Here is a 13096-nt window from a genome sequence, read left to right as displayed (position 1 = left end):
ACAAATTATAGAATCTTTTCTGAGGATTTAGGGAGTGATAGAGGAAACATTGAAAGCGCTTTTGTTTTGTGCTATAGTCAAGTAAATCGATTCGTTTAAAGAGGAATGTTTGTATGAGAAGAGAAGAAGTTTTACGAAATCACTGGTTTTTTAGTCAAGAGGTAGGGAAAGAAGAGGCCTTGGCAGCGGATTTTCAGAGGGAAAATTGGCAGGCCATTCAAGTGCCACATGACTGGAGTATTTACAATGATTTTGATCAGTATTCGCCAGCGCAAAATGAGGGTGGTCAGTTAAACGGGGGTCAAGCCTGGTATCGAACACAGTTTTACTTGGAAGAAGATTCAAGTCTTGTATCGGTGCGTTTGTTGTTTGATGGAGTTTACATGAATGCCCAAGTCTATATCAACGGGCAAGTGCTGGGCTATTATCCCAATGGCTACACACCTTTTTCTTATGATATTACGCCTTATCTAAGAAATGATGGGACGGCCAATCAGCTTGCGGTTTTTGTGGAGAATCAGCAACCTAGCAGTCGTTGGTACTCTGGTAGCGGTATTTACCGAGAAGTAAAATTATTGATTACAGATTCGGTGCATCTGGATTTATATGGGATTAAGATAGAAAGTCCCAAGCTCAAGGAACAAAGAGATAGATGGGTGGAGACTCAGCTTACAAGTAAGGTTTCAAATGATGGACCTCAGTCCGTGTCGGTGTATTTGGAGCAGAGTATCTGGTATGAGGGACAGCGTATTTCTGACTGGCAGGAGACTGATTCTGTAATGATTGAGTCTGGGGAAAAATATCATTTCAAACAAGCCATATCAATTTTTCAACCCTTGCTTTGGGATATTGATCATCCTCACCTTTATCAATTGAAGACTCGCCTTTACAAAAATGGAATTTTAGTTGATGAAGAAGAGGAGACCTTTGGTTACCGCTATATGGATTGGCAAGCGGATAAGGGCTTCTTTCTAAATGGTCGCTGGTTGAAGATTCATGGGGTTTGTCTGCATCATGACTACGGAGCGCTGGGAGCTGTGGAAAACAGGTCAGCTGCTGAGAGACGCTTGCGTCAGATGAAGGAAATGGGGGTCAATGCTATCCGAATTACCCATAATCCAGCTAGTAGTATTTTGCTGGATGTGGCTGCCAAAATGGGGCTACTCATCCAAGAAGAAGCCTTTGATACCTGGTATGGAGGCAAGAAAGAATATGATTATGGTCGTTTTTTTGAGGAAGAAGCTACTCATCCAGAAGCAAAAGCAGGCGATTTCTGGTCAGATTATGATTTGCGCATCATGATTGAGCGTGGCAAGAACAATCCAGCTATTTTTATGTGGTCCTTAGGAAATGAAGTTAGTGAAGCAAATGGAGATGCTCATTCATTGAAGACGATCAAACGCTTGCTAGAAAGGGTCAAGGAGGTTGATGATAGCCGTTTTGTGACCATGGGAATGGATCAGTTCCGCTTTGGAGATGGGTCTGGAGGTCATGAAAAGATAGCCAATTTGTTGGATGTGGTGGGCTTGAATTACTCAGAAGACAATATTGATAGGATTCGTAAAAGACATCCCAAGTGGCGACTTTACGGGTCTGAAACCTCATCGGCTACCCGAACGCGTGACAGCTATTTTCGCCCAGATAAGGAATGGGTTGGGGATAATCGCCGCGTGCGGAATTTTGAACAGTCAGACTATGGCAATGATCGGGTTCCTTGGGGAAAGACAGCGATGGTTTCTTGGATAGCAGATAGAAATCGGCTAGACTATGCAGGTCAGTTTATCTGGACAGGAGTGGACTATATAGGTGAGCCGACTCCTTGGCATAATCAAAATGATACGCCTGTCAAGAGTTCTTATTTTGGAATTGTGGACACAGCAGGAATTCCTAAAAATGATTATTATCTCTATCAAAGTCAGTGGTTGGCACTAGATCAGCATCCTATGGTTCATATCCTGCCCCACTGGAATTGGGAAATCCACAAGAGTTATCAACAAGTTGTGGATAAGTATGGGGATATCCCTGTTCGAGTGTATTCAAATGCTGGTTCAGTAGAGCTATTTCTTAATGGAAAATCCCAAGGTAGGAAGACTTTTCAGGAAAAATGGACTTCAGATGGTAGAAAATACCAAGAGGGACAAGGTTCTGGCCAACTCTATCTCGAATGGCGTTTGCCTTATCAACCGGGAGAATTGCATGCTGTAGCCTATGACTGTCAAGGTCAGCTTGTGGCAGAAGATAGGGTGGTGACTGCAGGTAAGCCAGCCAAAATCGGGTTACATGCCGATAAATCACAACTGGAGCCAGATGGGCAAGACCTCCTTTATCTCTATTTTGATGTATTGGACAAGGATGGAAATTGGGTGCCGACTGCCTCCAATCAGCTTCATTTTGAAATTGCAGGCCCTGCTCGCATTGTAGGTGTGGATAACGGCATGCAGGCCAGTCGTGAACGTTACCAAGCCCAGAAAAATGGTCGGTTTAAGCGGAAAGCCTTTCATGGCAGAGGTGTCCTCTTAGTTCAGAGCTTGGAGCAGGTAGGTCAAGTGAGAGTAAAGGCCAGTGCCAGAGGGCTAGAGCCAGCAAGTTTTGATTTCCTAGGGGGAGAGGCTTTGGCTTGCCAGCCAGTGAAAAATCAGCGCTTATTTGAGATTCGAGTGGACAAGCAGGCAGGATTACAAGAAGGGGCTTCCCCAGCTATTGGACTTTATCCACAAACTGTGGATAACCCTGTGAACAAGGTGGGGAATAGTGAAGTGATTTGGGAGACGAGTGGTAGTGCCCATGCCATTATCAAGCAGGGAGTGCTTCATTGCTTGTCTGCAGGGGACTTGGTTATCCGAGCCATGTATCAAGGGAAGACCTATCAAACTCACTTGCAGGTCTCAGAAAATACCTCGCTAGGGCAGGCACTTTCTGTACGACCACTTCGCTTGTATACAGCTAAGGGAACTTATCCACAGCTGCCATCTTCAGTCTTGGTGGACTATGAGTCCGGTAGTGCAAAACGAGTCAAGGTTGTTTGGGAGGCAATCTCCGAAGAAGATATGGCAAGCTTTCATAAATTTACGGTATCTGGTCATCTTGAGGGGCTGGATATAAAGGCTTCTGCTCAGATTTGTGTCCAAGGGATTTGCGCTATTGAGCCTGAAAGAGTCTGGACGCTTGTCAAGGAAGCCCCACACTTACCAGACCGAGTCAAGCTAGTCTTATCAGATGGCAGACGAGATACGGCCAAGGTGACTTGGGATGAAGTCGATCCTCGAGTCTATGCTCAGGTAGGAGAATGTGTGCTCACAGGGCAAGTAGCGGGCTGTGAGTTGCCAGCAACAGTCACTATTCATGTGACAGATGCTAGTGTAGATGGGGAAGTCATTTCCAATCAGTGGACAGGATCTAACCTGCCTCTGGTCTTTGCTTCCCACTCAGAGCCGAATCACCCAGCCTCTTACCTCAATGACAAGGTCATTGCTCGGAAGAAATCGACAGCCAATACTTGGATTGCTAAGTCAGAGAAAGCCAGCGTGGGCATTCTTTTTGGAGATGCAGGGATTTTAAAACCGCGATTTGTGGATAACCTGACCTTGTATTATGTTGAAAATCAAGACTATGTGGCGGTGGAGCCGACCTTTATTGATTATTACATAGGGAATGAGCCTAGCTTACCTCGGACTCCAAATCATTTGGATAAGGATTCCCTGCTCAAGCAAGAGGAGAATTGGCGCCCTGTATCAGCTATCCGAAAAGTTTCAAGCGACAAGGATGAAGAGCTTCGTTTTGAATTTGACAAGGTGGAAACCTATGCCCTTCGTCTTCGATTTGAAAATTTGACCAGTCCCATAGCCTTAACAGAATTGCAAGTACATGCCAAAAAAGTAAAGAAAAATGTAGATAGGAAATAGTATGGTAAGAGAAATAAAACCGCATGGGCCCTTGCCTAGTCAGGCCCAGCTAGCTTATTTAGAGGATGAACTAGCAGCCTTTATCCATTTTGGGCCTAATACTTTTTATGACCAGGAATGGGGGACAGGTCAGGAGGATCCTGGGCGATTTAACCCGACAAGGTTAGATGCGCGTGAGTGGGTTCGAGTGCTCAAGGAAACGGGCTTTAAGAAGTTGATTTTGGTGGTCAAGCACCACGACGGCTTTGTACTCTATCCGACAGCTTATACGGATTATTCGGTCAAGGCCAGTCCTTGGAGGAGTGGAGAGGGAGACTTGCTCCTTGAAGTATCCCAAGCTGCCACAGAGTTTGATATGGATATGGGGGTCTACCTATCGCCGTGGGACGCCCAAAGCCCCCTCTATCATGTGGACCGAGAAGCGGACTATAATGCCTATTATCTGGCTCAGCTGAAGGAGATTTTATCAAATCCTGCCTATGGAAATGGAGGGAAATTTGCTGAGATCTGGATGGATGGTGCCAGAGGAGAGGGCGCTCAAAAGGTTAATTATGAATTTGAAAAATGGTTTGAAACTATTCGTGACCTGCAAGGAGATTGCTTGATTTTTTCAACAGAAGGCACTAGTATCCGCTGGATTGGCAATGAACGAGGGTATGCAGGTGATCCCCTATGGCAAAAGGTGAAACCAGATCAGCTAGGGACAGAAGCAGAGTTGGATTATCTTCAGCACGGAGATCCCTCGGGCACGATTTTTTCAATCGGTGAGGCAGATGTTTCCATCCGGCCAGGTTGGTTTTACCATGAGGATCAGGATCCTAAGTCTCTTGAGGAGTTGGTCGAAATCTATTTTCACTCGGTGGGTCGGGGAACTCCACTCTTGCTTAATATTCCGCCGAATCAAGATGGGCTCTTTGACGATAAAGATATCAAGCGCCTCTATGAATTTGCGACCTATCGCAATGAGCTCTATAAAGAAGATTTGGCTCTGGGAGCCAAGGTATCTGGTCCTGTTCTTTCCGCAGACTTTGCCTGTCACTATTTGACAGATGGCCTTAAAACCAGCTCTTGGGCAAGCGACGTAGGCTTGCCAATCCAGTTAGAACTTGAGTTAGGGTCACCTAAAATTTTTGATGTAATTGAGTTAAGAGAAGATTTGAAGCTAGGGCAACGAATCGCTGCTTTTCATGTGCAAGTAGAGGTGGATGGCGTCTGGCAGGAATTTGGTACGGGCTTCACAGTTGGTCATAAGCGTCTCTTACGAGGTCCGCTAGTAGAGGCACAGAAGGTGCGCGTTATGATTACAGAGTCACAATCTATGCCTGTATTGACCAAGATTTCCCTCTATAAAACTCCTAGCTTATCAAAAACAGAAGTTGTTCAGGGCCTAGCATTTGCAGAAAAAAGTCTAGCTGTGACAAAGGGAGAGACTCTTCATTTTAGGATTGAACGTAGCGAAAGTAATACTCCTTTGGAAGCTAAGATTTCGATTCAACCAGGGACAGGTGTCCATGGTGTCGCCTATAAGGACGAGATTCAAGTCCTTCAATTCCAAGCAGGGGAAAGCAAAAAAGACTTGAGCATACCAACTCTGTATTTTGCTGCCGACAAGACCTTGGATTTCTATCTGAATCTGACTGTTGATGGACAGCTGATTGATCAAGCTCATATTTTAGTTGAAACGAGATAAAATATCTTCACAATTCATTTCCTTTTCGAATAAATAGATAGAACCATCGAATCTAACAAAATTAGATTTAAAACTATGGTATAATAGAAGGAGGAAATGGATGACTTTAAGACATCCGGGCATTAGCCCAACCAATGACTTGGTTGCTAAGAAAATTTTCAGCAATCCAGAAATCACTTGTCAATTTATTCGCGATATGCTGGACTTACCAGCTAAAAATGTAACTATCTTAGAGGGAAGCAATATTCACGTCTTGCCTTCCCTGCCGTACTCAGCGCAGGATTTCTATACAAGTATTGATGTCTTGGCGGAGTTGGATAATGGCACTCAGGTAATTATTGAGATTCAGGTGCATCATCAGAATTTTTTCATCAATCGCCTGTGGGCTTACTTGTGCAGTCAGGTCAATCAAAACCTTGAAAAAATCCGTCAACGTGAAGGTGACACCCACCAGAGTTACAAACACATCGCACCAGTTTATGCTATTGCAATTGTGGACAGCAATTATTTCTCAGATGACCTAGCTTTTCATAGCTTTAGCATGCGAGAGGATACGACAGGTGAGGTCTTAACCATCACAAACAATGGACAAGAAAACCATCTGGTTAAGATGGCATTCTTGGAATTAAAAAAATACAGAGAAACCAGCAAAGACGAGGTTCGCAAACCGTGGTTGGAGTTTTTTGGTAATAAGCCCTTTACTCAAGAACCCGAGCGAGCCATCAGTCAAGCAGATCAACTGCTGGACTACAAGAGCTGGTCCGAGGAGGACAGGAAAATGTTTAGTCAACTACGTATGCGAGAAGAACAAGCATTGTTAGCGCAGGACTATGCCTTGGAACAAGCTGAGGAAAAGGGCTTAGAGCGTGGTCTTGAACGTGGTCGTGCAGAGGGTCGTGAACAAGGACGAGAAGAAGGCATTGAACAGGGATTAAAAGTAGGTTTAGTAAATCTAGTACGTCAAGGTCTCCTGACTTCTGAAGTTGCCAGCCATCAATTAGGCATGACCGTGGCTGAGTTTGAGGAGCTATTGAAAGCCCATCATAAATAAGATCTAAAAATACAGAGAAACCAGCAAAGATAGTATTCGCAAACCGTGGTTGGAGTTTTTCGGCAACAAGCCCTTTACCCAGCAACCTGAGTGAGCTATCAGTCAGGCAGACAAACTGCTGGACTACAAAAGCTAGTCCGAGGAGGACAGGAAAATGTTTAGTCAACTACGTATGCGAGAAGAACAAGCGTTATTGGCTCAGGATTATGCCCTGGAAACAGCTAGGGCGGAAGGCCTTGAACAGGGACTGGAGAGAGGGAAACTCTTTGCCTTCCTAGATATGGTTCGTAAGCATCTTTTGACATCTGAAGTTGCTAGCCAGCAATTGGGCATGACTGTCGCTGAGTTTGAGGCTTTACTATAAATGAGAATGGGGACATGTTATCAAATTAGATAGCATGTTTTCTTTTGGGCTAATAGTCAATGCTTGTTTTTAAACTTACTCTGATTCTAATTATATATATGTAATATCTTCTGCAATTACGTATAAATCGAACAAAAATACAATAGTATAATATAGAGATTAAATATATATTCAAACGTAAAAAAATGCAAATTTAAATTGTCTGAAAATTCCTTGCTTTACCAAAACGCTTTTTTTTTTTGCAAAAATTTGAAGTCGAAAAGTTTGCATATATATTGAAAATAGGGTAAAATCAGAGTGTAGGTTTCTGCATGCATAAGAGAATATTGCTTATTCGTTTTAAGTGATAAATTTTGTTATGTAGAAGCTAAATCAACTAATTTCCAAAAGGAGAAAAAAATGGAACACAAAAACTCTATGAGTCGTGTTGAACGTTTGCACCGTGAAAAGGTCACGCGTTATTCGATTCGTAAATATAGCTTTGGAGCGGCTAGTGTAGCGGTCGCTGCTCTTTTCATGTTCTTAGGTAATGGAGCTGTATCAGCTAATGAGCTAAGCAAACAAGATACACCATCTGTAGAAGCTCCAGCAAAAGCCACTGAAGACAAAACAATTTCGGAAGAGGCTACTGCTAAACCAGCAGAAGCAACAACTCCAACTTTGGACAAGTCAGAGTTGACAAATTTAATTTCAGAAATTGAGACAAAACTTTCTAACGGTTCTTACGATAACAAAACAGAAGAAAGTGTTGCAGTATTAAAAGCTGACTTAGAAGCTGCAAAAGCTACATTAGCGAATGCAACTACTCAAGCTGAACTAAAAAAAGCTTACAGCAAACTTGTCACTACAGCTAACGCTGGATTAAGAAACAAGCCTGTAGAGAAAAAAGAAACTCCAGCAGTAGACACTACTAACGGACAACCAACTGTAGGTAAAAAAGCAGATAACACTGAGAAAAATCCAGAATCTAACTCAATCGAAAACACAGGATCTAAAGACTCACGTAATGGACAAGCATTAGACAAAAACAATGCTTTCCGTGCTGAGACAACTGAAACTCAAGGTACCTTTACTTATTCTATGGAATATTCTAATGGAAAAGAAATTTACCTTTACAATGAAGAAAATGCAGATGTCAATATTACAGTTAACTCAACAGCTGGAAATATCAAAAGAGCAACAGTTAAAGCTGGAAGTGGTCAGTTCGTACTAAAATCGAAAAGTGATCAAGCGATAGCTTATACAAAATACAGAAGAGGAACTATGCCTCCCGAAGAAGAAGTTGAAATAGACGGTTATGGATGGAGTTATCATCAAACACTAAGCGATACTCCAGGTCCAGTAAAAATTAAAATTACTGGTAAACCAAACGATACCTTTAAAGGGATTAAAGATTATACGAAAGCTGAAAACCAACGAGCAGTATTAGGAGCAAGATATTTAGAACTTGAAGATTCTAATGGTAATAAACTATCTGGAGGTAGCAACTTAAATGCTCCTGGTGCGTTTAACTTAGTTGTTAAATCTCAAACATACAAATATGATATTCAACCAGTAACAGAGGAGAATAAAGTTGGTGTTGCTGATATTAACAACTTGACTGCGCCTGATATTACTAAAATCAAAGAGAAAATTAAGATTCAATATTCTGATAAGGCAACGACACAAGATGCTCGACTAGCGTCTCACAAAGGGGAAGTCTTAGCAGATAGATCTTCAGTAGTGAAAGAAATCGCGGTTGCCGACGGAACAGTTACTGTTACCTATAAAGACGATTCAGTAGATACTACCCCAGTTGCAAGTGTTGCACGTACAAACGCAGCTCCAACGGTAGAAATTCCTTTCTCTGTAGATGGTAAAAAAGACGTTTATGTATATGCTAATGAAGACTTCGATATTCCGATTAAATTTAAGGATGATAATGGAAAAGTAGCATCAGCAACAATAACCCGCGGTGGAAATGTAGAACAACCACCTAAAGATGCATCAAATCCAAATATATTGAATAACGAATATGACACAGTAGTCGAGAAAATCTCTACAGAAACACCAGCAACAGCAGATAAACCTGCAGTTGTTCATATTAGAGGTAAAATCACAAAAGATACAGAAGGTGGAACACCAGTTAAGAAAATAACACTTCCTACAACAGAAAGTGCGGAACTTCCAGTTGTAACTCGTTATGCAACTGCAACAGATACAGATGGAGCATACATTAACAACACTGCGACTGGATCTTCATATGCAAATGACCCAGGTTCATTCAGAATTGTCTTAAAAGCTCAAACAGCAAAATATGATATTAAGAATCCAGAGACAAAAATTTCTGTAGCGAATGCTAATAATATCACAGAAGACGAGTTTAACCAGATTAAAGACAGTATTAAGATTCAATACTCTACTACAAACCCAGATAAAAATCTTCTTGATAAACAAGGAAAAGACGTTGAAAACCAAACTGATCGTATTGAAAGCATTACTAGAGAAGGAAATAATGTTGTAGTAACCTATAAAGATGGTTCTAAAGATACAAAAGCATTAGCAGATTTTGTAAACGTAGCTCCAACAGTAGAACTTCCATACTCAAATCAAACCAACAAAGAAATCTATGTTTATTCAGGTGAAAACACTGATTTAACATTCAAAGGTTCAGATGAAAATGAAGTTAAAGATCTTTACCTACGTGGACCTGGAGATGTTACATGGAATAACGCGAATGGATTCAAATTGACAACAGGTAAAGTTGAAGATGGTGTGGTTACAGGAGAAGGTTCAGTATCTGAAGATAAAAGAACAGCTACTATCAAGATGACTGGCACTACAAACCTTACAGCTGGAAAAGCGTGGACAAGTTTTATCGTTTCTAAAGACAACGATGGTAAACTTTCAAACACTGATTATAGAGCGCTAGATGTAGATAAAAACGCGAAAGAAAAACCAGGGTATGCTCGATTCGTAGTTAAAAATCAAACATCTAAATATGACATTGCAGCTCCAACAGAAAAAGTAGCTGTAGCAGACCCAGCTAATGTAACAGCAGATGACTTAGATAAAATCAAAGAAAAACTGCAAATTGAGTATGCTCAAACTAATGATGATGCCAACTTTGCAGACAAAAAAGGTAAAACTGTAGATGCTGCAGATGCTAAGACTAAGATTAAATCAGTAGAAAAAGATAACGCTGGAAATCTTGTAGTAACATATACAGATGGATCTACAGATAAAAAACCATTGTCAGACTTTGTAACTCTTGATAAACAACCAGCTATTGAGGCAGTAGAAAAAGCAGCAGAAGCCCAAATTGCTGCCATCAATAAAACTCCAAATGCTACTGATGATGAGAAACAAGCAGCAATCGATAAAGTAAATGCTGACAAAACAGCAGCTTTGACAGCAATTAATGATGCTGCTACAAAAACAGCTCTTGATACGGCTAAAGACGCAGGAACAACTGCAATCGCAGGAGATAATCCAGTAGTAGCTAAGAAAGATGCAGCAAAAGCAGATGTTGAAGCAGCTCGTAAAGCGAAAGAAGACGCTATTAAAGCAAATCCAAATCTAACACAAGCAGAAAAAGACGCAGCAATTGCGAAAAATAATACGGCAGCAGCAGAAGCAACTAAGGCTATCGACTCTGCAACAACAAACGATGCAGTAGATGCAGCTAAAACTGCTGGTACTGGTGAAATTGCGAAAGTAAATCCAGTAGCTAAAGAAGCAGCTAAGAAAGCAGTTGCGGATGAATTAGCTGAGAAAGAAAAAGCAATCGATGCACGTACTGACTTAACTGACGCAGAAAAAGCAGCAGCTAAGGAAGATGCAAAAGCGAAAGCCAAAGCAGCAACAGACGCTATTAATGCACAGCCAGATAACGCAGAAACACCAGAAGCAGCAGCAACAGCACAAACAGCAGTAAATGATGCAAAAGATAAAGGTGTAGCAGACGTTAAATCTGTAAACCCAGTAGCTAAAGAAGCAGCTAAGAAAGCAATCGCAGATGAATTAGCTGAGAAAGAAAAAGCCATCGACGGACGTACTGACTTAACAGATGCAGAAAAAGCAGCAGCTAAGGACGACGCAAAAGCGAAAGCAAAAGCAGCAACAGACGCTATTAATGCACAGCCAGATAACGCAGCAACACCAGAAGCAGCAGCAGCAGCTCAAACAGCAGTAAATGATGCTAAAGATAAAGGTGTAGCAGATGTTAAAGCTGTAAACCCAGTAGCGAAAGCAGCAGCTAAGAAAGCAATCGCAGATGAATTAGCTAAGAAAGAAGAAGCAATCGATGGACGTACAGACTTAACTGATGAAGAAAAAGCAGCAGCTAAGGACGACGCAAAAGCGAAAGCAAAAGCAGCAACAGATGCAATCGATGCTCAACCAAGCAACGCAGCAACACCAGAAGCAGCAGCAGAAGCTCAAACAGCAGTAAATGGTGCTAAAGATAAAGGTGTAGCAGATGTTAAAGCTGTAGATCCAGCAGCGGCTAAGAAACCAGCAGCTAAGAAAGCAGTTGAAGATGCTCTTAAAGCTAAAGTAGATGCAATTGACGCTCGTACAGACTTGACAGATGACGAGAAGAAAGCAGCTAAAGATAAAGCAGCAGCAGAAGCTAAGAAAGCAACAGATGCCATCGATGCAGCAACAACAGACGCAGCGGTAGATACAGCTAAAGAAGCAGGAACTGGAGAAATAGCGAAAGTAAACCCAGTAGCTAAAGAAGCAGCTAAGAAAGCAGTTGCAGATGAATTAGCTGAGAAAGAAAAAGCCATCGATGCGCGTACTGACTTAACTGACGCAGAAAAAGCAGCAGCTAAGGAAGATGCAAAAGCGAAAGCAAAAGCAGCAACAGACGCTATTAATGCACAGCCAGATAACGCAGCAACACCAGAAGCAGCAGAAGCTCAAACAGCAGTAAATGATGCAAAAGATAAAGGTGTAGCAGACGTTAAAGCTGTAAACCCAGTAGCTAAAGAAGCAGCTAAGAAAGCAATCGCAGATGAATTAGCTGAGAAAGAAAAAGCCATCGACGGACGTACTGACTTAACTGATGAAGAAAAAGCAGCAGCTAAGAAAGATGCGCAAGATAAAGCTAAGGAAGCAACAGATGCAATCGATGCTCAACCAAGTAACGCAGCAACACCAGAAGCAGCAGAAAAAGCACAAACAGCAGTAAATGGTGCAAAAGATAAAGGTGTAGCAGATGTTAAAGCTGTAGATCCAGCAGCGGCTAAGAAACCAGCAGCTAAGAAAGCCATCGACGACGCTCTTAAAGCTAAGGAAGCAGCAATTGACGCTCGTACAGACTTGACAGATGACGAGAAGAAAGCAGCGAAAGATCTAGCTAAAGCAGAAGCAGATAAGGCTAAAGCAGCAATTGATGCAGCAACAACAGATGCAGCAGTAGATACAGCTAAAGACGCTGGTACTGGAGCAGTTGAAGCAATCAATCCAGAAGCCAAAGCTAAACCAGAAGCTAAGAAAGCTATTGATGACGCTCTTAAAGCTAAGGAAGACGCAATTGACGCTCGTACAGACTTGACAGATGACGAGAAGAAAGCAGCTAAAGAAGCAGCTAAAAAAGCAGCAGATAAAGCTAAAGCAGCAATTGATGCAGCACCAAGCAATGCAGAAGTAGATAAAGCTAAAGAAGCAGGAACTGGTGAAATTGCAAAAGTTAACCCAGTAGCTAAAGAAGCAGCTAAGAAAGCAGTAGCGGATGAATTAGCTAAGAAAGAAGCAGAAATCGCTGGCCGTAACGATCTCACAGATGAAGAGAAAGCTAAAGCCAAAGAAGAAGCTCAAGCAAAAGCTAAGGAAGCAACAGATGCAATCGATGCTCAACCAAGCAACGCAGAAACACCAGAAAAAGCAGCAGAAGCGCAAACAGCAGTAGATGGTGCTAAAGATAAAGGTGTAGCAGATGTTAAAGCTGTAAATCCAGAAGCCAAAGCTAAACCAGAAGCTAAGAAAGCAATTGATGACGCTCTTAAAGCTAAGGAAGCAGCAATTGACGCTCGTACAGACTTGACAGATGACGAGAAGAAAGCAGCTAAAGATGCAGCTAAAGATGCAGCAGATAAGGCTAA

4 protein-coding genes and 1 pseudogene are annotated in these 13096 nt (G+C 42.1%); all 5 read left to right on the top strand.

Going from position 1 to position 13096, the window contains the following annotated elements:
- The first annotated feature begins 113 nt into the window (after positions 1–113).
- Entirely contained in the window at positions 114–3902 is a 3789-nt protein-coding gene (locus tag K4Z77_RS06115; protein ID WP_224218779.1) for an Ig-like domain-containing protein, read from the top strand.
- Position 3903: 1 nt separating this feature from the next.
- The gene (locus K4Z77_RS06110; RefSeq protein WP_224218778.1) at positions 3904–5592 is read left to right on the top strand and encodes an alpha-L-fucosidase; all 1689 of its coding nucleotides are present in this window, start codon (positions 3904–3906) and stop codon (positions 5590–5592) included.
- Positions 5593–5692: 100 nt separating this feature from the next.
- Positions 5693–6643: an Rpn family recombination-promoting nuclease/putative transposase gene (locus K4Z77_RS06105; protein WP_224218777.1), complete on the top strand. Its 951-nt coding sequence runs from the start codon at positions 5693–5695 to the stop codon at positions 6641–6643.
- A gap of 7 nt (positions 6644–6650) precedes the next feature.
- Positions 6651–7007: pseudogene (locus K4Z77_RS06100) on the top strand (Rpn family recombination-promoting nuclease/putative transposase); the annotation flags it as partial.
- 399 nt (positions 7008–7406) lie between these two features.
- Positions 7407–13096: DUF1542 domain-containing protein (locus K4Z77_RS06095; RefSeq protein WP_224218776.1), on the top strand; the 5690-nt coding region annotated here is incomplete at its 3' end.

The organism is Streptococcus mitis subsp. hohhotensis (assembly GCF_020089495.2).
In the GTDB taxonomy this organism is placed as follows: domain Bacteria; phylum Bacillota; class Bacilli; order Lactobacillales; family Streptococcaceae; genus Streptococcus; species Streptococcus hohhotensis.
Note: the sequence above shows the minus strand (reverse complement) of the source record. Positions and strands in the feature narration are given on the sequence as shown.

Excerpts from the sequence above, each read along its gene's own strand:
- K4Z77_RS06110 (WP_224218778.1), top strand. The coding sequence starts at position 3,904 with ATGGTAAGAGAAATAAAACCGCATGGGCCCTTGCCTAGTCAGGCCCAG.
- K4Z77_RS06105 (WP_224218777.1), top strand. The coding sequence starts at position 5,693 with ATGACTTTAAGACATCCGGGCATTAGCCCAACCAATGACTTGGTTGCT.
- K4Z77_RS06115 (WP_224218779.1), top strand. The coding sequence starts at position 114 with ATGAGAAGAGAAGAAGTTTTACGAAATCACTGGTTTTTTAGTCAAGAG.